Consider the following 25000-nt stretch of genomic DNA (forward strand, 5'->3'; position numbering starts at 1 on the left):
TTAGATTATATCAATAGGATTGTAAAGATTCAATGTAAAACAAGAAAGAGAAAAGTTCCCTATCATATCTGGGCTGCTTTTCTCTTTCACGTACTTATTGATTCATATCCCGTATCCATTCATACATTGACTGGGCAGTATTGGTTACGGTGTCCGAAAGCGCTTTTCCGGCTTTTGAAAACATATTGAATGTCTCCACCTTTTCCAGCTCTTTTTGTTTTTCTTCTAAATCTTTTGCCGTGACTGTTTCTCCTAGGATTGAGGCTTCTTTTTCATTATCTTTTCCGTCGGTGAGCGTAAACGCCCCCTTCAGTGAAGGGTCATGATAGCCTTTCATACTCAGCATCCCGTTGTTTGCCTGCTGCATGCCGAACAGTACGCCTAAAAACATGATCGTGATAAGCAGTAAGCATTTTCCAAAGTATGCAATCAAATCAACCACCTATTTCTTATTGTTTTTTCGTCTCCCCGCTCGCTGCGTTGACCTTTTCAGCATCCCAGTACATTTCGCTGAATACGTCCGCGGCCGCGTTAGCCGCACGCTGCAGCTCTTCGAGATTATTATCTACTCCGCCAAACTCGAGCAAAAGCGCTCTATCGGTTAAATCCTGATTGTAAACACCATTATCGCCTGGCGAGCCTTTGGAAAAGACACCTGTGCTAAGTCCGGGGTATTTTTTCTCCATCAGTTTATGAAGCTCACTCGCAATTTTATAGTTTTCTTCGAAGTTTTTGCTTTTTTTCCCGACGACAAAGGCTACCCTGGCATAGCTTTTCCCTTTAATCGTTGCGGTTGTGTCTTTTTTGCGCCGTGAGTCTCTGTGGATGTCAATGATATATTGCAGATTTTTGTTTGAAGCGAGGGCGTCTTTCACGACCGGCCTTGATTCATCATAGGACCTGGCATAGTTTAAGCCTTTTTTATTCAATTTTGATTGTATATCGGTTTTATTCACTGTGGCTCCGATGCCTTGGGATTCAAGCGCTTGTCCGAACATATCTCCTACAAGCGTGACGTTGGCTTTAGAATGGCGCGCCATGTCAGGATCGGTCTCACCTTTTAATAGAGGGAGATATGATTCCGTATTGTGCGTGTGATAGATAAACACGACCTTTTTATCACCTGTTGTTTGTTTGGGCGGATCTTTTTGCGCATTATCTGATTGCGTTTGCTGTTTTTCAATCTCTGCCAAATTCGCTTCCCTTTCTTCCTCCATCACCTTAGACGGCGGCGGCGATTCCGCAGGCATATTCGTATAATCGGTTCCTTGTCCAGCTAACAAAATCTCGGTATCAAATTGTGCAAACCCTGGCAGCTCCCGACCGAGAAAGCTCCGCGGATCTTCGAGGTTAATGCTCGTCGCCAGCTTTAAAGAAAGACGAGAAAGATGAAATGAGCTGTCGGTTTGAGAGAGGTCAGAAGCGAAATAATGGTTTTCCATCCGCAGCAAATGTGCAAATACGTCACCCGGCAATTCTTCAGCAATCCCATAAAAAGAGTCAGACGACGGCCTAAGTTCCGGCCGGAGAGACGTCAGCACACCGGATAGAACAAAAATCACGATAAGGCTTACGATAAATAGAAAGATGGCTTTTATCGCTTTCCCTCCATTTACCGCAACAACAATCTGTCTGTTTCTGCGTTTATTTCTCATTGAATCCCTCCAGCGCTTGTCTAGTAATTACTCTATGAACAAGCTAGAGGAAGTAGAACTGTTTAGTGATTGTAGGAGCCTTTGTTTTCTTGTGACACTTTTTCATGAAGCGCTGTGTTTAGTCCGTTCGCTAAAACATTTGCCATATCGTCGATAAATGAATCGACTTCCTTCGGCGTAACCATTAAGTTGTGTCCTAAAGGCGAAAGCACCTCGTGAATGAGCTGCCGTTTTTCATCTTCTTGAAGGGTTCCGACAATCCCTAGGAACGATTGGCGCTGCTTTTGATCGGGAAGATCTTCTTCAGTGAGCACTTTCTTTTTCCCAAACGTCATGCCTGCCGGAACAAGCGATCTTGACGGCCTGTTATCCTTCATTTCTCTGCCAAAATGTTTTAATATGTAGTCTACCGTGTCGCTGGCAATTGTCACGGCATCAACTACTGTCGGAACACCGATAGCAATCACCGGAACACCAAGCGTGTCTTTGCTTAAATCTTTTCGTTTATTCCCCACTCCAGATCCCGGGTGAATGCCTGTATCCGATATTTGAATGGTTGTGTTGACCCTTTCCACCGCCCGCGCCGCCAACGCATCAATGGCGATGACAAAATCAGGCTTCGATTGCTCAATCACACCTTTAATAATGTCACTTGTTTCGATTCCTGTTATCCCCATGACACCCGGTGCAAAAGCACTGACAGGCCTGTAACCCTCCTGTACGTTTTCCGGCTGAAGCTTAAACAAGTGCCTTGTTACCAACAGATTTTCTACTGCCATCGGTCCAAGCGCATCAGGTGTCACGTTCCAGTTGCCGAGCCCAACGATCAAACAGCTCGCATCTTTTGAGATATTAAGGTTTTCAAGAAAAGCTGAGAATTCCTCCGCAAAGACAGCAGAGACCTTCTCTTGCATTTCCGAATCATTCTCCCTGATTCCCTGTGCTTCAAGCGTTAAATAGCGCCCTTCTTTTTTTCCTGAAAGCTCTGCGCCTTCCTTTGTAACATCAACTGTGCGGATTTTAATGCCGCCGTGATCACGCTCTTTTTCAATAAAGCCTTTAATTTCTTTTGTCGGCACAGCCTGCTGATTGGCCATTGCTTCCTTCGTTTCCACTGCCAAATCGGTACGTATCAAATACTGATTCACATCCAGCTCACTCTTTTTCATACAGGGGCCTCCTTCACATTAAGTACCTATATTGTTGCCATTTGCTGAATGAATCATGCTAAAAAGAGAACCTTCAATGAAAAATACTTTACATTTATATTGCAATCTAAAGGTGTGTTTGATAGAATACAATTTGTTCTATTGTGAAGAAGATTTAACCTTAAGACACTGTGCTACAGGTTGTATCTTAGGAGGTGAAACACATGCCAAACATTAAATCAGCGATTAAACGTACAAAAACAAACAACGAACGCCGCGTTCATAACGCGACAATCAAATCTGCTATGCGTACTGCAATCAAACAAGTTGAAGCTTCTGTTGCCAACAACGAAGCTGACAAAGCGAAAACTGCTCTTACTGAAGCAGCTAAACGTATTGATAAAGCAGTGAAAACAGGTCTTGTACACAAAAATACCGCAGCTCGATACAAATCAAGACTAGCGAAAAAAGTGAACGGACTTTCTGCATAATATAAAAACGATCCTCAATAATGGGGATCGTTTTTTTCATTTCTTTTTAACAGCTGTAAAAGGAACAGTTCGAGCAGGAGCTGCTTGTCCTTTTTCCCGGTTTTCATCTCATAGTCCATGACGGCAAGCTGTTCAATAATTGAACGGAGCTCCTCCTCTGAAAAAAGCCTTGCTTGATCCATCGCCAGCTTTACCCGAAATGGGTGAACTTTTAGATTAGAAGCGATTTGTTTTTGTCCGTATCCCTGTTCCGCGAAGTACTTTGTCTGCAGAATCAGCCGGAACTGGTTCGAAATAAGCGCCATAATTTTGATCGGTTCTTCATTTTGTTTAAGCAAATCATAAAAAATTTGCAGACTCTCTGTTCGTTTTCGGTTGACGATTTTATTGATCAGCTCAAAAATATTTTGTTCAAGGCTTCTAGCAACAAGCATTTTCACATCATCCAGCGTAATTTCTTCACGATCTCCAATAAACGTGCAGAGCTTTTGAATCTCCTGAAAAATCGATGACAGATGCCCGTTCACAAGCAGAACCAAATGCTCCGCCGCTTCCGTGCCGATTGTTTTCTGCTCTGTTTTTGCAAGGTTGACAGTAAAGTCCGTCGTTTCCTTTACGTTTAATTCCTTCGCCTCCATCATAAACGCGTGCTTCTTTAACGCTTTCGTCAGCTTTTTCCGCTCATCAAGCTTTTCATACGGAGCAAGCAGGACAAAGACTGTGTAAGGAGCAGGTGATTGTATATATGATTCAAGCGCACTGACGTTGTGCTCAATTTTTTCTTTTTTCTTTTCACCTGTTAAAAAATATGGATTTTTCACAATGACAAGACGCCGCTCCCCCATAAACGGAAACGTTTCAGCATCTGCAATTGCTTGATCCAGCGGGTCCTCTTCCAGATCAAAAACGGACAGATTGAAATCCTTTGTCTCCTGATCAACGACCGTCTGTCTGATCCTGCTGACGGTTTCTTGCAGCAGATATGTCTCTTTTCCGTATAAACAATAAACCGGATGGACCTCTCCTTTTTTCAGGCTTTTCCACACATCAAATACCATTGTTGTACGACTTCCTCTCTTTCATCATCCCCTACTATCCTAAATTGAGTTTGCAAAATAGTAAAGAGGAAGCCTGACTGCTGCTTCCCCATTTATATTAAACGCCTGTTCGCAAGCCCCCGGGACAGCTTGTAAAAAGGCGATAATCACCAGAACAGAAAACGTTACCTTAGCTTCTAGATTTTTCAAAACAATTCCATTATACTTAAGTCAGTCAGGAGGGATAAAGTTGAATGATTTTGAAAAAAACGTTCAAAGCAAACGAAATGATGCTGTAGATTCAGCTGTTGGTTTTGTTGTGTCCTTCGGATTTTTCGCCTTCTTGTTTGTCATGGCAACGGTTATTCACCTAGTTGGTTCATAACAGCGACTGCCCGGGCTGCTGATTTCTCGGCAGTCTTTTTTAGTTCGTCTCTGTTATATCTGATGTATCATATGGAGGATAGACAGAAAAGGTTCCAACTCTGTTTTTGTATCTATATTGGATCGTTCCGTTTTGATCTGTTCGCAGCACGCGGATAGAATGTCTCTGTAATAGTTGCAGAACTTCTTGATGAGGATGATGGTACCGATTGTTTTTCCCGGCTGAGATAATGGCCGTTTTCGGCTGAAGCTGTTGGATGAATTCTTCACCGGTAGAGCCTTTGCTCCCATGGTGCCCCACCTTTAAGACATCTGCTTTAATATTTGGAAACACGTCCATCACCTCCTGTTCCCCTTCTTTCTCCAGATCACCCGTCAAAATCCAGCTCAGAACGCCCGTCTCCATCCACAGAACGAGAGAAGAATTATTTTTGCTTGCCGGATCAGGTGTTTCAGGTGACAGTACATGGAACTGCAAATCCTTTATTTGCAATACATCGCCTCGCTTCACCTCTTCAATTGTCACTCCCTCTTCTCTGGCTGTCTGCAGCACTTTCTCATCTTTAGGTTCAGAAACGAACCCTTTCGGAATCACGAGGCGCTTTACTTTATGATGCTTCAGCAGAGTCTCCGCCTCTCCGATATGATCTTGGTCAGCGTGCGTCAGAATTAAAGCGTCAAGCTGTTTGATTCCCTTAGCAGTTAAAAACGGAATCAGCACCTTTTCCCCCAGTGAAAACGGATGCTGTTTTTCGCGCCAAGGCTCTGACGAGTAAGACAAAGTGCCGCCGGTATCAATTAAGACACGCCCCCGCTGATGCGGAGCACCTACAAACATGCTGTCACCCTGTCCAATATCTATCATATCCACTTCTCCTTCGGAACTAAGACACGGATATATAAAGAGCAGAAACAGCACCGTGCAGCAAATGCCTCCGGTTACCATCAACTGCGACAAGGAGCGTTTTTCAATCGCCATAAGCAATAGGATGATCGTGACTGTGAATAAAAAAAGCAAAACAGGTGCAGGATGTGCGATCATAATCGTGAACACATCAACATCTGCAATGTTTGTGATTAGCCTATTGGTCCAGCTTATCAATAAATCAAACCAGCTGAAAAACAATCTCCCAAACGAAGCGGAAAGACTTAATAGAAGAACACCTGCTACAGCTCCCGGCAAAATACAGAAGGTATAAAATGGTACCATCAACATATTCATCGGTACGCTGATGATAGAAAACTGATGAAAATGATACAGGAGAATCGGAAGCGAGCCCAGCTGAGCGATGAGTGATACAATTGTCAGCTGCCCCAAGGAGGTTTTAACCTGATGAAAAATAGAAGAGGATAGAATTAAAGAAAAACTGACGGCGAACGATAGCTGAAAACCGGCTTCAAAGAGATGATAAGGATTGAAGAGCAGAAGGACGATGTATGAAAGACAAATTGCAGTTGCAGAGTGGACACGCCATTTGACAAGGCTTCCAGCTAAGTAAACACCCGACATGAGAGCGGCGCGTAGCACTGAAGGAGCAGCGCCGGTCAACATCACATAGAGCGGCAGAAATAACAGCAACAGAATTGACGCCTTTTCTCTAGTTATACCAAGGCGAATCATGATATAAAACAAACCTGCTGTCAAAATCCCCACGTGGAGCCCTGATATTGCCAAGAGATGGACAACACCAAGCTTTTGATACGCGGTAAGCACTTCGTCCTCCACATAAAATCTGTCACCAACTGTAAGTGCCTGTACAATCCCTGCCGAATCAGGAGGCAAAAGGCTGTTTGTGAATGATATGATATGTTTTCTCAAGCTGAGCACCTTGTACTTAAAATTTTCAGGTTCGCTGCAGTTTTGGATAGACGTGACAGAGTAGTTCCAATGAATATGCTGCCGATAAAGATACTCGTTATAATCAAATGCACCCGGCACAGTTGCGTGATTCGGTTCTTCCAATGTACCAGTTAACTCACATGACACTCCTGGTTCTATGTATAACAGCTGTTCTTTTTCACCAGCAGACTGAATGCGATACGCAGCAGCCCATTTTTCCTTATCAGGTGTCTCAACCATCATAGACATACGGTCGCCGTCAATTTTGGGAATAGTGTCAATCACTGCCTTGAATTGATAAGTTCCCTGCCGATAGGAAGAGACATTCTGAGAATCTGTGACTGCATACAGTACAAAAAACAATATAAAAGAGAAGAAACAAACAATAATTAGAAAAGCGTGCCTCGTTTTGATTAAAATGATGAGGAGAAAGAGGATGAAAAGAAAAATAGCGGGGAAATAAGCGGCGGCAGTAATTCCAGCCGTTGCCGAAGCTGCCGCCATAGGCAATAATAAGCGCGAATTACGCATTCATCACACGTAGCTCGTGAAAAGTGTATTCGCCTGTTCATGTATCTTTTTCAATTCTTCCTCCGCTAAACCGGCATCAGCCAATTTCCCTATAAGACCCGCTACAAATGAAAGCTTTTCCCTGTTTTTCAGATCAACGATCATTTCATCGAGTTCAACCTGTTCAACTGTTACACCCGCCTGTTCAAATAATTCCTGCGCATACGGATGTGTTTTGTAATCCTCAGCATAATAAACCGTTTTGATACCCGCTTGAATAATAGATTTGCAGCATTGAATGCACGGATAATGCGTCACATAAATCTCAGCTCCATCAGTCGGCACCCCAAACTTAGAGCATTGAAGAATCGCATTCATTTCAGCGTGAATGGTTCTTGCGCAATGATCATCTATCATTAAGCATCCTTCATCTGCACAATGTACGCCGCCCGCGATTGACCCATTGTAGCCTCCTGCTATCATGCGTTTGTCTCTGACTATAGTAGCGCCGACAGATAATCTCGGACATGTGCTGCGCAGCGCCAATAAATGGCTTTGAGCCATAAAGTATTGATTCCATGAAATTCGTTCCACGTTGTTCCCTCCAAATGTTGTGTTGCCTGACCTTTAGTTTACCTATCATAATGCATGACCGTCAAATCACTTTACTGTAATGGAAGACTTTATTTTCTCAAATGACTTTTCACCTATTCCTGAAACCTTAGTGATATCTTCAATTGTTTGGAAACGCCCGTTTTCTTCCCGGTATGCAATAATAGCTTCAGCTTTGGATGGCCCCACCCCTGAGATGCCTTGTAACTCCTCTAAGGTTGCTGTATTGATATTCACCAGCGCTCCCTTCCCTCCATCGCTTTGGACAGACCCTCCGCCACCTTGCTGCACTGCTGTTTCCTCTCCCTTTTTCGGGATGTACACCACTGTCCCGTCCTGCAGAATCTCCGCCAAATTTACTTGCGCTTCGTCTGCTTGTTCACTGGTCCCGCCCGCTTTCTCAATTGCCTGAGATACTCTGTCCCCTGTTCGCATTTCATAAACGCCAGGATGCCGAACAGCACCTTTGATGTCTATCACAATTGTTTCGCTTGACTCGTCGTTGTTTGCTTCCTGCTTTACCACTGTATTTTCTGTCTCTGTTGGTACAGCTTGCTTCACCGGCTCTTTATTTTTCCCTGTGGCCAGAAAGATCATAATCGCTGTGAAAACAGCCGCAGAAGCCGCTAGAATAATTGCTTTCTTATGCTGATTCAACCAATTCATCGTGCATGTTCCCCGCTTTCGTCATATTTTATTTTCATAACACATATGGTTTAGAGGATAATAGCTCAAAGGAGGGGAAACCATTGAAGATAGGCTTTATCGGCACAGGAAATATGGGTACGATCCTTATCGAATCATTTATTGAATCAAAAGCAGCCGATCCCTCAAACATGACAATCACAAACCGCACAATTGAAAAAGCGTTGCACATAAAAAATCGCTACAACAGCATAAACGTTACCGAAAGTCTCGAAAAGCTCGTTTCTGAGAACGAGATGATTTTTATTTGTGTTAAGCCGCTGGATATATATCCTTTACTGGCAAGAGCGTTACCTTATTTAAGAAAAGATCATATTCTCATCTCAATTACAAGCCCCGTTCAAACCGAACAGCTCGAACAATATGTACCGTGTCAAGTGGCGCGAGTGATCCCAAGTATTACGAACAGAGCGCTGGCAGGTGTTTCTCTTGTCACGTTCGGCACAAGCTGCGGCGAATCTGCAAAAGCGAAAATCAATGAGCTGATGCAGCATATCTCTCATCCGTTGCAAATTGAAAGTGACATCACAAGGGTTGCATCAGACATCGTAAGCTGCGGCCCCGCTTTTATGAGCTATCTGATTCAGCGGTTTATAGATGCAGCTGTTTCGGAAACATCAGTGTCTAAACAGGACGCGATTTTGATGTGTAAGGAAATGCTTGTCGGAATGGGAAAACTGTTAGAAACCGAATTGTATACCCTGCCTGCATTACAGGAAAAGGTTTGCGTTAAAGGCGGTGTAACAGGAGAAGGCATTAAAGCGCTGGAAAGCGGTGTGCAGGATATGTTTCACCGAGTATTTCAAAATACTCATATGAAGTACGAGGAGGATATTTCCGCAGTGAAAAAGCAGTTTCATGTGTAGACGAGTATGTCATACGTTCGTCTGTACTGCAAAGGCATAAAAAAGCATTTAAAAAAACCATCGTTTTAGGAAACGATGGTTTTTGATTTCTGCGCCTTGAAAAATAGGCGTTCTGATTGTGCTGATGGCTCGGTATCCGTAAAATCAGCTGTCACGCGATGGAGCTGAAAGCCGCAGCTCTTAAGCATTTCTTCGTACTCTTCCACCGGGAACGTTCTTTGCTCGTGTGTCTCATCAAAACGATCATACGCTTCTCCGTTCCACACAAAAAACGACATATCATGAATGACAGAAAGCTCGCCACTTCCGGCAAAGCTCTGCCAAATATAGCTGATATCTTCGTCCTGGTCAGCAAATGTGCTATCCGGAAAGACTTCCGCAATTTTATAAGATGAATGAACATCAAACAGCAAAATGCCTTCAGGCTTCAATACCCGAAATACACTTTTAAAGGTTTTCATCACATCATTTTTTGTTTTTAAATAATTTAATGAGTCACAGCATATCACAACAGCGTCAAACTGACCGTCAAAGCCGGTAATCTCTCTCATATCCTGCTGAAGAAATAAAATAGGCTGGCTACTCGATACCTTTTGCTGGGCGAAAGAAAGCATCTCTTCGCTGAGATCGATGCCTGTAACCTCGAAGCCTTTTTCGGCAAGCCGGATGGAGATTTCCCCCGTGCCGCATGCCAGATCGAGAATACGGCCTTTTTCCGGGAGAGATGCTTCAATCCATTTTGTCCATTGATCGTAAGGCGCGTGTGACATTAACTCGTCATACACGCTTGCAAAGCCTTGATAAATCATTGATTCATTCCAAGATCAAGATCTGCGAGTGGAGCGTCTCCCCACAGCTTTTCAAGGTTGTAGTAGCTTCTTTCGTCCTTGTGGAAGACATGGACAATCACATCGCCTAGATCAACGAGAACCCATCTTGCTTCATCAAAGCCTTCCATCTTTTTGACTTGAATGCCGTTTTCATCAGCTTGATCCTTGATTTCACGGGCAATAGCCTGTACCTGTTTATCTGAATTTCCGTGGCAGATCAGAAAATAATCAGCAACCAGAGAAATACCTTCCATATCCAGTGCTAAAATATCCTCTGCCCGTTTATCATCGCAAGCCGCAGCTGCGATCTTTAAAATGGACTTTTGGTTCATTCACAAATTCCTCCTGTTCAGCTGCCAGACACAAGCCAGTTATACGTTAAAAATGTGTCTGGAAAAACCGGTTGATTTTTTTTCATAAGAAAAACCATTGTATTTTTAATGGACTGAATCAGCGCTTGATTCAAATCTGTCTCAGCAAGCTTACGCACCTCATCGACACCGGGAAATGCCCGGTTTGGCTCAATGTAATCGGCAACGTAAATGACTTTTTCTAAAAGTGTCATGCCGGGGCGCCCTGAGGTATGATACCTAATGGCGTCAAGAATGTCTTCATCTTGAACCCCTGCCTCTCTTTGGACCAAATAAGCGCCGACCGGAGCGTGCCAGAGCTCCGGATTATGATCCAATAAATGCGCAGGCATTTTTTCACGCGCAATAATTTGTTTCATTTCTTCTTTCGGGCGGAATTTGGCGTAATCATGAAAGATTGCCGCTGTTTCCGCTTTTTTAGAATCGGCTCCAAAACGCTCCGCAAGTTCGATCGCCGTGTTCATCACGCCAACCGTATGGATATATCGGTGTTCGGTCAATTGCTGCTTCACGCATGCAAGTGCCTCCTCACGATTCATATAAACCATTCTCCTCTACATACTTCTTCACTTTATCAGGGATTAAGTAGTCAGTGGGCTTCTTGCTTTTAAACCGTTCCCTTATCATAGTTGATGATACCTCAAATTCCGGAACGTCTGCAAAGAGAAGCGGATAAGGGGTTTCAACATGAAAACCGGGGCGCTTTACTCCAATAAATTGAATGAGGTTCAGCAGCTCGTCCAGCTTATACCATTTCGGCAAATATTCAATCATATCAGCGCCGATAATAAAGAACAGCTGATCATTTGGATAACGCTGCTTCAGTAAAGAAACGGTATCAAAGGTATATGATGGCCCTTCTCTTTCCATTTCAACAAGCTCCAGCTTAAAGGACGGATTAGATTGAATTGCAAGCTTTAGCATTTCCACGCGATGAAAGCTGTCGGTATAGTCTTCGTTCTGTTTATGCGGCGGAATTTGATTAGGCATAAACCAAATTTCATCAAGCCCCGCCTGGTACAGCACCTCATTCGCCATTAAGAGGTGACCATTATGCGGAGGATCAAACGTGCCTCCGAAAATTCCGATTTTCTTCATTTCAACCACCTTTAAGGAAGCTCGATTTGTTTATTTTCCTTTGATTCCTTATATAACACAATCGTATTGCCGATTGTCTGCACCAATTGAGAGCGGCTTCCTTTTACAAGAGCTTCCGCTACATCGTTTTTATCCTCTTCGCAATTCTGAAGCACGCTGACTTTAATCAGCTCTCTCGCTTCAAGCGCCTCAGCAATTTGTTTAATCATGTTGTCGTTTACTCCGCCTTTACCTACTTGAAAAATCGGCGTTAAATGATGCGCTTTTGAACGCAAAAAACGTTTTTGTTTACCTGTTAACATTCTGTTCCTCCTAATTTTCCTATTACAATGGATCTCATTTTTTCAATATCAGGCTCTTGTCCAGTCCACAATTGGAAAGACAATGCTGCCTGTTCAACAAACATGCCCACACCGTCGAGTGTTTTCAAGCCTTTTTGGCTTGCTTCCTTTAAAAGGGCCGTCTGTATTGGATTATACACGATATCACATACGACGGCACTGCTCGCGGCACGCTGTAATGAAAGCGGCACATCGTCCACGTTCGGATACATGCCCACAGACGTTGTATGGATGATAACATCATACTGCTCAAGACGTTCTTCTGCTTCTTTTATGCTTAATACTTCTTTATTGTGAAACGAGGGAGTAGCTTCTGTAAGCCGCTTTGCTTTTTCTAACGTCCGGTTGCAAATGTCAAATTTTTTCGGGGTATTTCGGACAATTGTTGTAAAAATGGCTCTCGCCGCTCCGCCAGCGCCGATCATTAAGAATGACAGTTCAGAGATGGGCTTGTCTAATACCTTCATTAATGACTTCACGAAGCCTTCCCCATCGGTATTGTATCCGACAAGCTTATCTCCCTCTCTTCTGACCGTGTTTACGGCACCGAGCAATTTTGCACTCTCATCAATATGATCCAGATAATCCATAATGGAAACCTTGTGCGGAACAGTCACATTGATTCCTTGTACGCCTAGAGCTCTTATTCCTTTTACCGCATCCTCCAGATCATTCTCTTCTACCTTGAAGGCATGATAATGTCCGTCAAGCCCGAGGTCTTTCAATGATGCGTTATGAATATCAGGTGACATAGAATGGCCAATCGGATTTCCGATAACCCCGTACAGCTTTTTCATACTCCTCTCCCCTTTTCTTAAATTAATGAACGCCGAACAAATACATGAACGCCTTTTGGCGCGTATGCAGTTACCTTTTTATCGGCGTCATGGACAGTAACCCAGCCTAACCCAGAGAAAACGATATCTGTCTTTTTGTCTTTTATCGTAAACGTATGGGCGACCAATTCAGGAAACTCATCCATTTCATCTTTACCCGGAGGTGTGAGCAATTCCCCTGCATGCTTTTCATAAAGCGCGTCTGCATTTTCAAGTTTTGTTCTATGAATCATCAGCTCATTCGGCATATAGCAAATAAAAGGAGATCTTTCCCCAGACACATAATCAAACCTTGCAAGTCCGCCAAAATACAGTGTTTGCTGATCATTAAGCTGGAATGTGCGAGGCTTCAGCTCCTTTTTAGGAGATAATATTTTCAGGTCCTTTTTATTGACATAATGCGCCATTTGATGGTTGTTGATAATTCCCGGTGTATCATAAAGCGATGAACCGTCATCCAGCGGGATTTCAATCGCATCAAGGGTTGTGCCAGGAAATTGGGATGTTGTAATAATATCTTCTTCACCTGACACTTCTTTAATAATCCGGTTAATAAAGGTTGACTTTCCTACATTTGTACATCCGACAACATAGACGTCTTTTCCGTTGCGGTAATGCTCAATCGCGTCAATTACTTCTCTGATTCCCTGGCCGCGTCCCGCACTGACCAAAAATACGTCAACCGGTTTTAAGCCAAGCTCTTTCGCTTCACGCTTCATCCATTGGATCAGACGCTCTCTTTTCAGTGACTTAGGCAAAATATCCGCTTTATTGCCAACTAATAAGATAGGGTTTCCCCCCACCAAGCGCTGCAGCCCATTAATCCAGCTGCCGTTAAAATCAAAAATATCAACAATTTTTACGACAAGAGAGTCCGTTTCTCCAATACCGTGAAGAATGTTCAAAAAATCATCATCAGTTAAGGAGACATCTTGTATTTCATTATAGTTTTTCAGTCTGAAGCAACGCTGGCAAATCACATTTTCTTTCGTAAGCGATGCAGGCGGCGCGTACCCCAAACCTGTTTTGTCCTCGGTTTGGATCGTAACTCCGCACCCGATACAAACAACCTTTTCCATTTCTTACTCCTCCCACTGAATGTGCCCTTTTCGTTTAAGAGCACTCAGTATTCTGCGTTCGACCTGGCGGTTAAAGCGCGTAATGAATCCGTCAGAGGAAGCGACTGGCACGACCAAAATCGTATGGTAGCCGTTTCGGTTTCCCCCGAGTACATCGGTCAGCAGCTGGTCTCCGATGACAACGCAGTCCTCTTTTTTTAGCTCCATATTACGCACCGCTCTATTAAAGGCTTTACCCATCGGTTTTCTTGCTTTATAGATGAATGGGATTCCAAGCGGTTCTGAGAAAAGTTTCACTCTTCTTTCGTTATTATTAGAGACAATTGTCACTTTAATGCCGTGTTCCTTCATTTCTTCAAACCACTCGATCAATCGCGGCGTCGCGTTCGGCCTGTCCCATTCAACAAGCGTATTATCCAGGTCAGTAATAATCCCTTTTACATTTCGTTCCTTTAATTTCTCAGGTGTAATATGAAAAATATTTTTTACAAACTCGTCAGGTAAAAAAAACTTTTTTAACAAAACCCGCACCCTTCCCTTTTTTCTTTCTCTCAAAATGATTGTCGAAAAAAATCGAACTTGCGCCTAAAGAAAAACTGAGCAAAAAAATTTCGACAAAAATTGGGTTTCTTCACCAGGTGTGGATAAATTTACACACACTATCCACTCTTATTACATCACTCTTTAGACAAATTATAAACACGATACTCACAAGTTATCCACTTTTTGGTGTGGATAACAGAACGATTGTTCTTATATGCATTTCATGGTAGATTAAAGATAACTTCAACCTCAGATGAACACAACTTATCATTGTATGCGTTAAAATCATGAATGATTCCAACTTTGAAGGAGGTGCCTCTCCCATTAATTGGGTTCCTAGCATGAGAAAACTGTCTGATGAATTACTAATAGAATCTTATTTCAAAGCCACCGAAATGAATTTAAACCGTGACTTTATCGAGTTAATTGAAAACGAAATAAAAAGAAGATCGCTCGGACATATTATTTCCGTATCTTCTTAATAGGAATTTGTCTATTTTTTCCGGGCGTATTTCCTTTTTTTACTCAGATGACTGATATTATATCACTTTGGCTGCGCGCTTTACTACTACTTTCAGCAAAAAACACCCCTAAAAAGAGGTGTTTTAAAGGGCCGGTTATTATGCTAACCAGTATATGCCGCCCACAACCAGGAGAACAACAACTAAAACAACAATAAAAGCGTATCCATATGCTCTGCCTGCCCAATACATGTGAAGCGCCTCCTTAATAAGGTTTTATAACAGCCTATGTAGGAGAAATAAATCGGACTAGGCGGTTGTCCGGCTCAACGCTGCAGGATCTGCCCATCTTGTATTCCTTCATATACGATCCTTGCCCCTTTAGGTGTCATATGATTTCCAGAAGGATCTATTAAACCAGATTGGATAAGCGCTTCATCAGTTGCTTTTCCGCCGTCTGCTTCTATAAAATGCTTCCAGTTATCTACAAGAGGGACATCCAGGCGCTTCGACACATCTCTTGTAATATCGTTATATGAGTTGTGCCATTTCCTTGCTCCGCCTTTTGGTTTAAAAGCAGCTGCTTGATATCTGGAATAGTAAAACAGATGATGCTTCCCATTACCTTCTATAATTGGGATACACGTCATTAAGATAGGCTTGATTCCGTGTTTTCTGCTTTCTTCAATAAAATAAACCAGATTTTCTCTAAAACGCTGCTTCGACACTCTCGGTTTCCCCTCAGTCAGTATGGCAGCGTCATTGGTGCCGAACATAATAAACAAATACTTCGGTTTTTGATCCAGCACATCTGTCTGAAATCGGAGACGGGCATCCTCTGTCGTCTGTCCGCCGATTCCCGCATTGAGTATATCAAGGTTACCGCGCTCAGCTGTTTTTAATATATTGACCCACTGCTGTGCTTTTGGATAATCGCGATAATCCCAATTAGAGCCACGCGTATTGCTGTCACCAAATGCTACAACGTCTTCGTATCCCCTTCCCGCGCATCCTGCTGTAACGAACAGCAGAAGGAAAAGGATGATAAAATGTTTCATCTTTACACCCCCAAAAGCCTCACCTTAATGTTATACCTCTGTTTCTCTTCGTTCAATGAAGAGTTTTTTGCTATCACTGTTTTTTCCTATAGTTAACGTGTCCCCCTCAGTGAATATCATTCTGCTTTCATTGCGGCGCAGCTGATGATTTTTTAAAATTCCCTTCTTTCCAATCTGAAAAACACACAAACCAAAGAAAAAGAAAATAACCTGAATCCGCACCGGAAACAGGTTATCCGTTAAATCCTGCATTTACTTTAACTTCGATTTAAGCTTGGCCTTTGTTTTTGGCCCATAAATCCCGTCTGCAGTTAATCCGTTCATGAGCTGAAAACGCTTGACGGCATTCGCTGTTTTCGGTCCGTAAACTCCATCTATGCCATTGTTTTTGGCTCCCTTATCAGGGTAAAAGTGAAGTGCAGCTAAAGCCTTTTGCAGCTGGAGAATGTTTGTGCCCTTTCGATAAGGCGAAGTGAGCTTTATAACCCCAGACGGCAGAGGATATGATGGTGAAGATTCTTTTGGAGGTGTATCCGAGGAAGAAATTCCGTTTATAAAAGAGTTCCAGTGGCCCAAGAGTTTCCGCGGACATTCTTTCCCGGACCATTTTTTGTGGGGAACAACACGATGTAACGGAATATTGTTTTCCTTCATCAGCTTTCTGATCAGCCACTGGGCATTTGATGTTGCTTTTTCAAAATCGCCGTCAGCATTTTCGCAGATTTCAATCCCGATCGATTTGCGGTTTCCTGTCCCGTTTGTACCGTCTCCCGCATGCCAGCCGTTTTCATCTATCGGGAGATGCTGATAAATGACTGAATCGTCAACTGTAAAATGCCAGCTTTCGGATGTGTTCGGGTTTTTCACAAAATTGGCGTGCATTTTCGCATCAGCGCCTTTTGCTGTATTCGCTGTATTATGCACCGTAATATAAGCAGGCGTCATCGAATAGCCAGGACGATTATCATTTGATAGCGGTATAAAATCCTTTTTTATGGTTACCATTTCTATCCCTCCCTATTATTAAGAATGCAGAAAACAGAGAGATGGACAGCCTTTTTTATGAGGTAAAAAAGAATTGTGTTCTTAACCTGGTTTTCAGTTGAACAGCTGAAATGGCACCAGTTATACTAATTTAGATGACGGAGGTTTTGGCTCCTGACATCACCTAAGTTGGGAGTGACCATAGACATGTTAAAAAAAGTAATAGGTATACTTGTGATTATCGCTATCATTGCAGTCGGTTTTTTTCAGAAAGAAGCTTGGCTTGATGCAATCAAAGCAGGAGGGATGTTTTCCGTTTTATTTAGTATGTTGCTGATTGCTGCCGATGTTTTTTTCCCAATAGTGCCGTTTGCTTTGGTTGCTGCTTTAAATGGCGCAGTGTTCGGGACTGCAAATGGAATTTGGATTACACTGACCGGCTCAATGCTTGGTACAATATTGCTGTTTTTTCTCGCCAGGTACAGTTTTAGAGATTGGGCCAGAAAAAAAGTTCAGGCCTATCCTGCCATACAAAGCTACGAGGCTTCCTTCAACAAAAACGCTTTTACCGCTGTTTTATTAGGAAGGCTGATACCTGTCATACCTTCACTTGTAATGAACGTGATCTGCGGGCTGAGCCAGGTTCGCTGGCATGTTTTTTTCTTTGCGTCTTTAATAGGGAAAATCCCCAATATTGTTGTTGTCACTATTGCAGGTGCCAATTTCACCAGCAATAAATTATTGTCTATCAGCATTTACGGTACATATATTCTGATCATCATGCTGGTCATTTATAAAAAGTTCCCTCATCTTCTGAAGGTGCCAAAAAAATAAGGAGGCTTGTTGGCCCCCTTACTTTTTTTCTGTCGCATGGCCTCCAAATTCATTTCGAAGCGCAGCAACCACCTTTCCTGTAAACGTATCGTCTGTTAAAGAACGGTATCTCATCATTAGTGACATGGCGATGACCGGCGTTGCCGTCTGCAGATCAAGCGCGGTTTCCACCGTCCATTTTCCTTCACCTGAGGAATGCATAATGCCCTTGATCTGATCCAGTTTCGCATCCTTAGCGAAAGCTCGCTCAGTCAGTCCCATAAGCCAAGAACGAATGACAGAACCATGATTCCACACTCTGGCAACCTTCTCGTAGTCAAAATCAAATTGGCTGTTTTCAAGCACTTCGAATCCTTCACCAATCGCGGCCATCATTCCATACTCAATTCCATTATGGATCATTTTTAAAAAATGTCCGCTTCCCGCTTCACCAGCGTATAGATAACCATTTTCGACGGCAGTATCACGAAAAAGCGGTTCCACAATCTCCCATGCTTCATGATCGCCCCCCACCATAAAACAGGCTCCATGCCGTGCGCCTTCCATTCCGCCCGACGTTCCGGCATCGAGATAATGGATACCCGCTTCTTTCATTTGATTGTAGCGGCGAATTGATTCTTTATAATGAGAGTTTCCAGCTTCGATAATCATATCGCCTTTACTTAATAAAGGTGATACATCACGCAAAACAGCATCGACAATGCCATGCGGTACCATAACCCATAGGATACGCGGCGGGTCTAATAAAGAAATGAACTCTTTAAGATTCGTTGTCCCCTCAGCCCCGTATGCTTTCAGTTCATCAACAGCCGCTTGATTTACATCATATCCAACCGCTTGATGATTGCGGTCAATGAATTGCTTTCCTATGTTTATGCCCATTTTCCCTAAGCCGATTAATCCGATTTTCATATCTGTTCCTCCTGATTGTCTAAAAAGCCTTTACTCTTTATGTTCCCTTTGGATTGTATTGTGATACGCAGAAAACAAATGGGGCTTACATCGTATGCGCATGTAAATTTTATTTTTCATGACTGACTGTGCCTGCCAGTTCTATTACTGAATCTCTTTATATCCATAATTATCACTTTATCCTTGATTTACCATCAGTTTAAGTTAAAATATGGGAAGGTATTCGATTTTTTTAGTAAAAAGAAGGTGACATGTTGCAGAATCAATCTCATACTCTTATCGGAGTTACGAAAACCGCTGTATTCTTTTTATACGCTGCACTTGCAATCATCGGTTTTGCAATCGGGTATTTTATTCCGCAGATTGCGAAATGGGCATTATCCCTCCCCTGGATCCCTCTTGAAGGACCGCTTCGGCTCATTACCTCTTTTCAGGGATCTACAGCTTCATTTATCACTGCTCTTCTCGGTATGTGTGCGGGGATTTGGTTCGCTCATTCTGTTATTGCAATGCTGCTGTCTGTCAAAATTACAGATCACACAGTGGAATTCATCAAAGGAAAAAAAGTGCAAACAATTCATTCCGATGACATCGCTCTTGTATTTATGGATCACAAACGGCTTGTCCTCCTGGGAACAGCCGGATATGAATTGGTACGGGAAGAAATTGATGAAAAACCAGTAAACGTTGAGAAGGCCTTTAGACAGCATCATTACGAATGGGCAACAGATGGTGATCCGTTTAAAGATCAATTTCGCCGATGGATTCCTGATGCACCAGACCTATCGCAAGGCGCCCATGCCTTATTAAAAGCTCGTCACAAAGCACTGCAGGACGAAGAAAAAGACGATATTGAAGAATTCCGTCTCGAACTGGCACAGCTGGGCATCGTTGTACGGGACGAAGGCACACGCCAATATTGGCGAAAAGCAGAAACCTATCCCCCGAAAATTCAGCTCGGCGAAGGATTGTAACAACAGAGGCTCAAGAAAGAGCCTCTTCTTTATTACTGCACAATAAACAGCACTCTGGTGCCGTCAGGGGAGCTGCTCATTTGATTCCCTACCCACGAGCCGGCGCCGCGATTATCAGAAGGCGTCACATATCGGACATCAGCCCCTGCACCGCCTTCCTCGCAGACCGCCATCGGCCACTCATCCCGGTCATAGCCCGGCTTGGTCGGGATTCCCTTTAAAGATTCCTCCCGCCTTTTGTCTGCTCCATCTCTGTCAATGGTACAAATATCTGGATGTCCCTCTGCAATCGCATCCCTAATATGACTGCCGGTTTCCGGATAACGAGACAGCGGAAAATATAACACTTTGTCATACGAAGATGCGCCTTGGATCTGTTGCGGAACCATTAAACAAAGAAGAACTGCTGCAGCAAGAAACAGGCCTGCCATCCATTTTTTCATTCCCATCCCCCCATACCTTTGTTCATTTCAATGTATGGGCGCTTGATGAAGAATATTTTTAACATTTGAAGTTAGTATGCTGCTTACCAAAGCCGGACTCCCCCGCGAGAAATTTCCCGGTACAGACACAGACAGCCTCCCGGTCACATACATTTACATATAGGCTTTTGCCTACATACTTTTGTGGAGGTGACGATGGTGACAGGTGTTTTCGCAGCGCTCGGCTTTGTTGTTAAAGAGCTTGTCTTTTTAGTATCTTACGTGAAAAACAATGCCTTTCCACAACCGCTCTCAAGCAGCGAAGAAAAAAAATACTTAGAGCTCATGGCTAAAGGGGATGAACATGCCAGAAACATGCTGATTGAGCATAATCTTCGCTTGGTCGCCCATATTGTGAAAAAATTTGAAAATACAGGTGAGGATGCAGAGGACTTAATCTCCATCGGAACGATCGGGCTGATAAAAGGAATTGAAAGCTATTCCGCTGGTAAAGGGACAAAGCTGGCGACGTATGCTGCGAGGTGTATTGAAAATGAAATCCTCATGCATTTGCGCGCATTGAAAAAAACAAAAAAAGACGTCTCCCTTCACGATCCGATCGGGCAGGATAAGGAAGGGAATGAAATAAGCCTGATTGACGTTTTGAAATCAGAAAACGAAGACGTGATAGATACGATCCAGCTCAATATGGAGCTTGAAAAAGTGAAACAATACATTGACATTTTAGATGACCGTGAGAAGGAAGTGATTGTCGGGCGGTTTGGACTTGATTTGAAGAAGGAAAAAACGCAGCGAGAGATTGCCAAAGAACTCGGGATCTCACGCAGCTATGTATCGCGGATTGAAAAGCGGGCGCTGATGAAGATGTTTCATGAGTTTTATCGGGCAGAGAAGGAAAAGCGGAAGAAGGCGAAGGGGAAATAATGCAGAAGAGGCCGGATCTCATATTCCGGCTTTCTCTATTTGAAAGAGTTATGAAAATCATTTTTTTCATCGCTGATAAGCTCTCCAGAAAATCCTTTATCGGCATACTTCAGCACATCCTTAGTCCCTGCTTTCTTTATGCAGGCCTCGATGGCTGTCGATGCTCGATCCCTTGATCGCTTGTTCCTCGTTGATACCCTTACATAGGTTGCCATTACACTGGATTTCCTTCCTATCAAATTTTATTAAATAATGATAGGAATCGTTAATGCATTTGTCAGCTCGCGGTCCCTCGATGATTATTACCTTCATAAAATGCATCATCCCTTGGGTAATGCTATGTAATAACTGTTTGTCCTAATGAGGTGATTTTCAAGGAGTATAAAACAAATAAAAAAACCGATGGTTTGAATCATCGGTTTCTTTTTTGACATATACCACGCACACTAGTCCCTCAACATAGTAAAAACATATCATGAGTTACAAAAGCTTTTATTCAAAGCATCTGTTTATACTTATTTTCATCATTTTTCATGAATTCTGGGCACAAATTGGGCACCTATTAGAGACCAAGGAACTCTACATTTCATTAAGAAATATGTACTCATTGCCCTGCTTTAATTAATTTTAAGCCCTCGCTCTATGCCCCCCTGAATTCAGTATTCGATGTAACTTTGAAATTAAGTTTTATGAAAATCTATCACAAACTCTTATTTTCATAACACATCATTTGTTTCAGCTTCCCTCGCGAATACCGGATTAATGCTCGGCTTTAAGATAGTCAACCAATCTCTCCGCACTGTTCTTACATTCTTCTTTTGAAAGATGAAGTGTCCCATATTGTGTAAACGCAGGAAGAAAACGCATTCCTATATAGTTAGCAGTGACTTGAAACGGTCTGATAAGCTCGCTGATCGTGATATTATATTCTCCGCCTGCTTGATAATCAGATTCCTGTGCGCCTAAGGAGATAGCTAAGAGTAGTTCTTTTCCATGCAATTTAGTTCCTCCAGTTCCATAAGCCCAGCCATGTGTTAACACATCATCTTCCCATTGTTTGAGTAACGCGGGACTGCTGTACCAATACATTGGGAACTGAAAAACGATACGCTCATGATCTAACAGGAGCTGCTGCTCTTTTTCTACATCAATGATAAAATTAGGGTATTCACCGTACAGGTCATGAACCGTAATGTCTTTCTCTTGCTTTAAACGATTCATCCAGGTTTTGTTGACAACAGACGTTTCCAAATTAGGGTGTATAACGATAACTAATGTTTTCATTTTACTTATTATCCTTTCTTCGCCAATTAGTTATTATTGCTTTTACGATAATGAATTGATTCTAATTTTAAAATAGCAACTTTATTTACACCTATTTTATCCTTTTTCAATGAATTCAGGACAACTAATTGGGCACCAAAATCAATGATGACTTAAGACATTGTTTTGTAGAAATCCGATATAACAGAATAATCCCTTATTTAGAAAATTTCCACCCTTTCCCTCAACCCTTACCAATTTAAACTCATTAAGGAGATACTTTATCACCAACTTTAAATAATAATGGAATAAGTGCTAATAAAATAATTCCTACAACCAAAGTAGATATTATTAATTCCTTCCATACAATCAAATTCTTTAAAAACATTTGATAAATAACTAATGAGTTTACTGGAATGTTAAGCAATAAGCCCGTAAGAAGTCCGTGCATATTTTTTCATTAAAACAGTTGCAATAAGATGTGGAAAAATAGCGTTAATAACCATAGAACCTAGAAAGCCAATGAAAAGCCATTTTACAATTTCTGATTCCGGCATATATAAAAAAACAAATGCAGATATATAAGCCAACATAGTTATAACAATGACAGCAAAATGAAATTCATTTGCAGTTACTGGCTTTTGAAACTTTGAAGATTGTTGTGACCACTCAGGTAACCAAATAGCTTCCTCAATATTATGCAGTGTAATAGCAAAACAAAAAAATACTACGAGATAATCCATCTCCCTTTCCCTCCTCGTGCCACCTCTCTTAGAGTAATCAACTAATATGGTTTAGCAATATTATATTACATATGAGTGCGATCTGATATGGTTTTAAAAGAGAGAAGAATCTGCCTAAGGTAGTTGCTTCTTTTTTTGTCGCAGTAATAATGCTTTTATGCGAAACAGTAATTCTTTCGGCTCAAAAGGTTTAGTCAGATAGTGATCCATTCAACAGAACCCCCTCTTTTTTTGTGGATTTCTATTTTTTCAAAAAAAGAGACCAGTTACAAATGTTAGTAATGGTCTCTCAATACTATCTTATAGTTAACAGCCTTAATATCAAGACTACATTTAAGAATATGATCAGAGTATGAAAATCAAGTTAAATATATTATAAAAAAATTAAAGAGAAAGGTCATTATTATCCAAGGTGCAATCGAGAGAACATAAACCTTTATGGGTTATGGCACAATAAATCATTGATAAAGTGAAAAATCAGTTATCTTCTTAGGAGATGATTCTTAAATCATTTTAGATAGAACTGTATCATACGCCTCAAGTGTATAGTCTACTTCTTTCTCCCCATGCACTGTAGCCATGCTGTATCTGTTTAATGGCTTTGTATAGATTCCTTTTGAAAGTAATCCAAAATCCAATTCCTTTCTCATAGAAAAATTAGCTTGTTGCAAATCTCTGTAGTTTCTTACTTTTTCTTCTTCCGTAATGACAACATTAAAAATGGAACCCAGTCCAATCGTTTGCACCGTAATTCCTCGGTATTCAAAAAGACCTTCTATTCCCTTTTTTAATCTAGCGGTCATCTTAAAAACGTGTTCGATTTCTTGTTCTAAAACTTTTATAGTAGCAAGACCAGCTGCCAGAATCGTAGGGTGTCCATTGTATGTTCCACTGTGAAAAAGAACATCTTTAGCATTAGATTTTTTGCTCTGACTGCTGTCAAAAACATCAGACGAAGCGGTGGGGGCGCTTATCCTCAATATTTCTTCTCTCCCCCCTACGATTCCCACAGGAAAACCGCCACCTATCACTTTTCCTAGTGCAGTGAGATCCGGTTTAATATTATAGTGCCCTTGAGCTCCTCCAAGCCCTAAGCGAAAACCTGTTTTTACTTCATCAAAAATTAGCAAGATGCCTAGCTCTTCCGTTAACTTTCTCAGCTCCTTCATAAAAGAAGGTTCTGCCGGAATAAATCCTCCTTGTATAGGCTCAAGGATAACCGCGGCAATCTCATCCTTTTTTTTCATTAAGATGTCAGAAGTATGTTCTAGGTCATTAAAAGGTAGTGTTATAGTATGTTTCTCATGATATGGGTCAACCCCTTTAGATTCGATCACTGATTTTGGCGAGTAAGGGTGACCTGCTTCTTCAAGAGAAGGATTTACACTTAAAAGAACTTGATCATACCCCCCGTGATAATGACCCTCAAACTTAGCAATTTTGGTTTTACCCGTGTACGCATATGCCAAACGTAAAGTCAAAAGAGTAGCTTCTGTTCCAGAGTTGGTATAACGGATTCTTTCCATACTTGGATAAAGCTCTTTTATCTTCTCCCCCATACTAAGTTCAAGCTGATGAGGGGTCCCAAATAACATCGTTCCCTCCTCCTCAAGCTGTTGATTTATGGCTTTAATGATCTTGGGATGACCATGTCCAAGCATTAGAGCACCGTAGGAAAGCAGATAATCAACATACTTGTTTCCATCAAGATCGTATAAATAAGCTCCCTTTCCTTTTTCCATAATAATTGGATAGGGGTCAAAAGATTTGATATTAGCTGTTACCCCGCCCGGCATGATTTCCTTTGCTTTTGAGAAGAAAGCTCTGGATTTTGATGTTCGGTTCTCAAACTCTGTTAAAAAATGTTTTTTCATTAATGTCATCTCATTATCCTCCCACAAAAAGAAATAATCGATTCTAAAATAAATATGAAATGAAATATATATTTCATATTAGACGAAAAAAGTCTATTTGGAAACCTTTTAGAACAAAAACGACAGAAATATTTCAAAAAACTTTTAAAAATGAAAGTTCTATTGCATTTGTTTATAAATTGAA

Annotated in this window: 29 protein-coding genes and 3 pseudogenes; 8 read left to right on the forward strand and 24 right to left on the reverse strand. The window is 41.9% G+C overall.

What is annotated here, in order from left to right; all coding sequences use genetic code 11:
• Nucleotides 1-94: 94 nt before the first annotated feature.
• The 3 genes from NSU05_RS12780 to gpr all read right to left on the reverse strand — a co-directional run bounded on the left by NSU05_RS12780 (nt 95) and on the right by gpr (nt 2824).
• Complete coding sequence (locus NSU05_RS12780; RefSeq protein ID WP_038429322.1) at nt 95-433, reverse strand: YqxA family protein; 339 nt, start codon at nt 431-433, stop codon at nt 95-97.
• Between the two features lie 16 nt (nt 434-449).
• The gene (gene spoIIP, locus NSU05_RS12785; protein ID WP_038429323.1) at nt 450-1655 is read right to left on the reverse strand and encodes a spore autolysin SpoIIP; all 1206 of its coding nucleotides are present in this window, start codon (nt 1653-1655) and stop codon (nt 450-452) included.
• A 62-nt stretch (nt 1656-1717) separates the two neighbouring features.
• Entirely contained in the window at nt 1718-2824 is a 1107-nt protein-coding gene (gpr, locus tag NSU05_RS12790) for a GPR endopeptidase (protein ID WP_014480309.1), read from the reverse strand.
• A gap of 203 nt (nt 2825-3027) precedes the next feature.
• Between gpr and rpsT the strand changes: the two genes are divergently transcribed.
• On the forward strand, nt 3028-3294 hold the full coding sequence (gene rpsT / locus NSU05_RS12795; RefSeq protein WP_003229989.1) for a 30S ribosomal protein S20: 267 nt from the start codon (nt 3028-3030) through the stop codon (nt 3292-3294).
• Nucleotides 3295-3308: 14 nt separating this feature from the next.
• Here the strand turns inward: rpsT and holA are convergent, their stop codons facing one another.
• Complete coding sequence (holA, locus tag NSU05_RS12800) at nt 3309-4352, reverse strand: DNA polymerase III subunit delta (RefSeq protein ID WP_038429324.1); 1044 nt, start codon at nt 4350-4352, stop codon at nt 3309-3311.
• A 39-nt stretch (nt 4353-4391) separates the two neighbouring features.
• Nucleotides 4392-4541, reverse strand: a complete 150-nt coding sequence (locus NSU05_RS12805; RefSeq protein WP_003229985.1) for a hypothetical protein — start codon at nt 4539-4541, stop codon at nt 4392-4394.
• Nucleotides 4542-4581: 40 nt separating this feature from the next.
• On the opposite strand from NSU05_RS12805, the gene NSU05_RS12810 reads away from it, so the two are divergent.
• The gene (locus NSU05_RS12810) at nt 4582-4716 is read left to right on the forward strand and encodes a YqzM family protein (protein ID WP_003229983.1); all 135 of its coding nucleotides are present in this window, start codon (nt 4582-4584) and stop codon (nt 4714-4716) included.
• A gap of 39 nt (nt 4717-4755) precedes the next feature.
• Here the strand turns inward: NSU05_RS12810 and NSU05_RS12815 are convergent, their stop codons facing one another.
• From NSU05_RS12815 to comEA, 3 genes are all read right to left on the reverse strand, one after another.
• Nucleotides 4756-7086 (reverse strand): DNA internalization-related competence protein ComEC/Rec2, encoded by a 2331-nt coding sequence (locus tag NSU05_RS12815; protein WP_038429325.1) that lies wholly within the window; start codon nt 7084-7086, stop codon nt 4756-4758.
• 3 nt (nt 7087-7089) lie between these two features.
• Nucleotides 7090-7659 (reverse strand): ComE operon protein 2, encoded by a 570-nt coding sequence (locus NSU05_RS12820; RefSeq protein WP_003229978.1) that lies wholly within the window; start codon nt 7657-7659, stop codon nt 7090-7092.
• Nucleotides 7660-7725: 66 nt separating this feature from the next.
• Nucleotides 7726-8343 (reverse strand): competence protein ComEA, encoded by a 618-nt coding sequence (gene comEA / locus NSU05_RS12825; RefSeq protein WP_038429326.1) that lies wholly within the window; start codon nt 8341-8343, stop codon nt 7726-7728.
• Between the two features lie 83 nt (nt 8344-8426).
• Here comEA and comER point away from each other — a divergent pair, with 83 nt between their 5' ends.
• The gene (gene comER, locus NSU05_RS12830; protein ID WP_004398597.1) at nt 8427-9248 is read left to right on the forward strand and encodes a late competence protein ComER; all 822 of its coding nucleotides are present in this window, start codon (nt 8427-8429) and stop codon (nt 9246-9248) included.
• Nucleotides 9249-9313: 65 nt separating this feature from the next.
• Here the strand turns inward: comER and NSU05_RS12835 are convergent, their stop codons facing one another.
• From NSU05_RS12835 to NSU05_RS12870, 8 genes are read right to left on the reverse strand one after another with little or no spacing between them, the layout of a single operon-like run.
• Entirely contained in the window at nt 9314-10057 is a 744-nt protein-coding gene (locus NSU05_RS12835; RefSeq protein ID WP_038429327.1) for a class I SAM-dependent methyltransferase, read from the reverse strand.
• Nucleotides 10054-10410 carry a ribosome silencing factor gene (rsfS, locus tag NSU05_RS12840; protein WP_014480315.1) on the reverse strand — a complete coding sequence of 119 codons (357 nt, stop codon included), beginning with the start codon at nt 10408-10410 and terminating at the stop codon, nt 10054-10056. The genes NSU05_RS12835 and rsfS overlap by 4 nt, the downstream gene beginning before the upstream one ends.
• A gap of 17 nt (nt 10411-10427) precedes the next feature.
• Nucleotides 10428-10988, reverse strand: coding sequence for a bis(5'-nucleosyl)-tetraphosphatase (symmetrical) YqeK (gene yqeK / locus NSU05_RS12845; RefSeq protein WP_014480316.1), 561 nt, complete (start codon nt 10986-10988; stop codon nt 10428-10430).
• A complete protein-coding gene (locus NSU05_RS12850) occupies nt 10978-11547 on the reverse strand; it encodes a nicotinate-nucleotide adenylyltransferase (protein WP_004398676.1) in 570 nt (189 codons plus the stop codon). The genes yqeK and NSU05_RS12850 overlap by 11 nt, the downstream gene beginning before the upstream one ends.
• A gap of 11 nt (nt 11548-11558) precedes the next feature.
• Nucleotides 11559-11849 carry a ribosome assembly RNA-binding protein YhbY gene (gene yhbY / locus NSU05_RS12855; RefSeq protein WP_003226133.1) on the reverse strand — a complete coding sequence of 97 codons (291 nt, stop codon included), beginning with the start codon at nt 11847-11849 and terminating at the stop codon, nt 11559-11561.
• Nucleotides 11843-12685, reverse strand: a complete 843-nt coding sequence (gene aroE / locus NSU05_RS12860) for a shikimate dehydrogenase (protein ID WP_038429328.1) — start codon at nt 12683-12685, stop codon at nt 11843-11845. Before aroE ends, yhbY begins: the two co-directional genes overlap by 7 nt.
• 17 nt (nt 12686-12702) lie before the next feature.
• Nucleotides 12703-13803, reverse strand: coding sequence for a ribosome biogenesis GTPase YqeH (yqeH, locus tag NSU05_RS12865; RefSeq protein ID WP_003229966.1), 1101 nt, complete (start codon nt 13801-13803; stop codon nt 12703-12705).
• A gap of 3 nt (nt 13804-13806) precedes the next feature.
• A complete protein-coding gene (locus NSU05_RS12870; RefSeq protein WP_003226126.1) occupies nt 13807-14325 on the reverse strand; it encodes a YqeG family HAD IIIA-type phosphatase in 519 nt (172 codons plus the stop codon).
• A 362-nt stretch (nt 14326-14687) separates the two neighbouring features.
• Here NSU05_RS12870 and NSU05_RS12875 point away from each other — a divergent pair, with 362 nt between their 5' ends.
• Nucleotides 14688-14828, forward strand: coding sequence for a sporulation histidine kinase inhibitor Sda (locus NSU05_RS12875; protein WP_003226124.1), 141 nt, complete (start codon nt 14688-14690; stop codon nt 14826-14828).
• A gap of 305 nt (nt 14829-15133) precedes the next feature.
• On the opposite strand, the gene NSU05_RS12880 is transcribed toward NSU05_RS12875, so the two are convergent.
• Both NSU05_RS12880 and cwlH read right to left on the reverse strand, forming a co-directional pair.
• Nucleotides 15134-15865, reverse strand: a complete 732-nt coding sequence (locus NSU05_RS12880; RefSeq protein ID WP_015714294.1) for an SGNH/GDSL hydrolase family protein — start codon at nt 15863-15865, stop codon at nt 15134-15136.
• 252 nt (nt 15866-16117) lie between these two features.
• Nucleotides 16118-16870 carry an N-acetylmuramoyl-L-alanine amidase CwlH gene (gene cwlH, locus NSU05_RS12885; RefSeq protein ID WP_038429329.1) on the reverse strand — a complete coding sequence of 251 codons (753 nt, stop codon included), beginning with the start codon at nt 16868-16870 and terminating at the stop codon, nt 16118-16120.
• Nucleotides 16871-17056: 186 nt separating this feature from the next.
• Here cwlH and NSU05_RS12890 point away from each other — a divergent pair, with 186 nt between their 5' ends.
• Nucleotides 17057-17683, forward strand: a complete 627-nt coding sequence (locus tag NSU05_RS12890) for a TVP38/TMEM64 family protein (RefSeq protein WP_038429330.1) — start codon at nt 17057-17059, stop codon at nt 17681-17683.
• An 18-nt stretch (nt 17684-17701) separates the two neighbouring features.
• Here NSU05_RS12890 and gnd read toward each other — a convergent pair whose 3' ends face one another.
• Nucleotides 17702-18595: a phosphogluconate dehydrogenase (NAD(+)-dependent, decarboxylating) gene (gene gnd, locus NSU05_RS12895; RefSeq protein WP_038429331.1), complete on the reverse strand. Its 894-nt coding sequence runs from the start codon at nt 18593-18595 to the stop codon at nt 17702-17704.
• Between the two features lie 251 nt (nt 18596-18846).
• Between gnd and NSU05_RS12900 the strand changes: the two genes are divergently transcribed.
• Entirely contained in the window at nt 18847-19569 is a 723-nt protein-coding gene (locus NSU05_RS12900) for a hypothetical protein (protein WP_010886572.1), read from the forward strand.
• Nucleotides 19570-19601: 32 nt separating this feature from the next.
• Here the strand turns inward: NSU05_RS12900 and nucB are convergent, their stop codons facing one another.
• Complete coding sequence (gene nucB, locus NSU05_RS12905) at nt 19602-20012, reverse strand: sporulation-specific Dnase NucB (protein ID WP_038429332.1); 411 nt, start codon at nt 20010-20012, stop codon at nt 19602-19604.
• Between the two features lie 195 nt (nt 20013-20207).
• Between nucB and sigK the strand changes: the two genes are divergently transcribed.
• Both sigK and NSU05_RS12915 read left to right on the forward strand, forming a co-directional pair.
• Nucleotides 20208-20936, forward strand: coding sequence for an RNA polymerase sporulation sigma factor SigK (sigK, locus tag NSU05_RS12910; protein ID WP_013308023.1), 729 nt, complete (start codon nt 20208-20210; stop codon nt 20934-20936).
• Nucleotides 20936-21028: pseudogene (locus tag NSU05_RS12915) on the forward strand (hypothetical protein); the annotation flags it as partial. The gene sigK and the pseudogene NSU05_RS12915, both read left to right, overlap by 1 nt.
• Here NSU05_RS12915 and NSU05_RS12920 read toward each other — a convergent pair.
• The 4 genes and pseudogenes from NSU05_RS12920 to NSU05_RS12935 form a co-directional block, all read right to left on the reverse strand.
• Nucleotides 21011-21151, reverse strand: a pseudogene (locus NSU05_RS12920) (recombinase); the annotation flags it as partial. The pseudogenes NSU05_RS12915 and NSU05_RS12920 overlap by 18 nt on opposite strands.
• A 544-nt stretch (nt 21152-21695) precedes the next feature.
• A complete protein-coding gene (locus tag NSU05_RS12925; protein ID WP_038429334.1) occupies nt 21696-22220 on the reverse strand; it encodes an NAD(P)H-dependent oxidoreductase in 525 nt (174 codons plus the stop codon).
• A 247-nt stretch (nt 22221-22467) separates the two neighbouring features.
• Nucleotides 22468-22942: pseudogene (locus tag NSU05_RS12930) on the reverse strand (HXXEE domain-containing protein).
• A gap of 503 nt (nt 22943-23445) precedes the next feature.
• Nucleotides 23446-24825 (reverse strand): aspartate aminotransferase family protein, encoded by a 1380-nt coding sequence (locus NSU05_RS12935; RefSeq protein ID WP_038429335.1) that lies wholly within the window; start codon nt 24823-24825, stop codon nt 23446-23448.
• Nucleotides 24826-25000 lie beyond the last annotated feature (175 nt).

Source organism: Bacillus sp. EU52 (assembly GCF_037964975.1).
GTDB lineage: Bacteria > Bacillota > Bacilli > Bacillales > Bacillaceae > Bacillus > Bacillus subtilis.

Coding starts and splice junctions, on each gene's coding strand:
- nucB (WP_038429332.1), bottom strand. CDS start 20,012: ATGAAAAAATGGATGGCAGGCCTGTTTCTTGCTGCAGCAGTTCTTCTT.
- yqeH (WP_003229966.1), bottom strand. CDS start 13,803: ATGGAAAAGGTTGTTTGTATCGGGTGCGGAGTTACGATCCAAACCGAG.
- holA (WP_038429324.1), bottom strand. CDS start 4,352: ATGGTATTTGATGTGTGGAAAAGCCTGAAAAAAGGAGAGGTCCATCCG.
- NSU05_RS12890 (WP_038429330.1), top strand. CDS start 17,057: ATGTTAAAAAAAGTAATAGGTATACTTGTGATTATCGCTATCATTGCA.
- comEA (WP_038429326.1), bottom strand. CDS start 8,343: ATGAATTGGTTGAATCAGCATAAGAAAGCAATTATTCTAGCGGCTTCT.
- yqeK (WP_014480316.1), bottom strand. CDS start 10,988: ATGAATCGTGAGGAGGCACTTGCATGCGTGAAGCAGCAATTGACCGAA.
- rsfS (WP_014480315.1), bottom strand. CDS start 10,410: ATGAACCAAAAGTCCATTTTAAAGATCGCAGCTGCGGCTTGCGATGAT.
- aroE (WP_038429328.1), bottom strand. CDS start 12,685: ATGAAAAAGCTGTACGGGGTTATCGGAAATCCGATTGGCCATTCTATG.
- sigK (WP_013308023.1), top strand. CDS start 20,208: ATGGTGACAGGTGTTTTCGCAGCGCTCGGCTTTGTTGTTAAAGAGCTT.
- NSU05_RS12925 (WP_038429334.1), bottom strand. CDS start 22,220: ATGAAAACATTAGTTATCGTTATACACCCTAATTTGGAAACGTCTGTT.
- NSU05_RS12875 (WP_003226124.1), top strand. CDS start 14,688: ATGAGAAAACTGTCTGATGAATTACTAATAGAATCTTATTTCAAAGCC.
- NSU05_RS12835 (WP_038429327.1), bottom strand. CDS start 10,057: ATGATTTATCAAGGCTTTGCAAGCGTGTATGACGAGTTAATGTCACAC.
- NSU05_RS12900 (WP_010886572.1), top strand. CDS start 18,847: ATGTTGCAGAATCAATCTCATACTCTTATCGGAGTTACGAAAACCGCT.
- gpr (WP_014480309.1), bottom strand. CDS start 2,824: ATGAAAAAGAGTGAGCTGGATGTGAATCAGTATTTGATACGTACCGAT.
- spoIIP (WP_038429323.1), bottom strand. CDS start 1,655: ATGAGAAATAAACGCAGAAACAGACAGATTGTTGTTGCGGTAAATGGA.
- cwlH (WP_038429329.1), bottom strand. CDS start 16,870: ATGGTAACCATAAAAAAGGATTTTATACCGCTATCAAATGATAATCGT.
- NSU05_RS12850 (WP_004398676.1), bottom strand. CDS start 11,547: ATGAAGAAAATCGGAATTTTCGGAGGCACGTTTGATCCTCCGCATAAT.
- NSU05_RS12880 (WP_015714294.1), bottom strand. CDS start 15,865: ATGAAACATTTTATCATCCTTTTCCTTCTGCTGTTCGTTACAGCAGGA.
- NSU05_RS12815 (WP_038429325.1), bottom strand. CDS start 7,086: ATGCGTAATTCGCGCTTATTATTGCCTATGGCGGCAGCTTCGGCAACG.
- yhbY (WP_003226133.1), bottom strand. CDS start 11,849: ATGTTAACAGGTAAACAAAAACGTTTTTTGCGTTCAAAAGCGCATCAT.
- NSU05_RS12935 (WP_038429335.1), bottom strand. CDS start 24,825: ATGACATTAATGAAAAAACATTTTTTAACAGAGTTTGAGAACCGAACA.
- gnd (WP_038429331.1), bottom strand. CDS start 18,595: ATGAAAATCGGATTAATCGGCTTAGGGAAAATGGGCATAAACATAGGA.
- rpsT (WP_003229989.1), top strand. CDS start 3,028: ATGCCAAACATTAAATCAGCGATTAAACGTACAAAAACAAACAACGAA.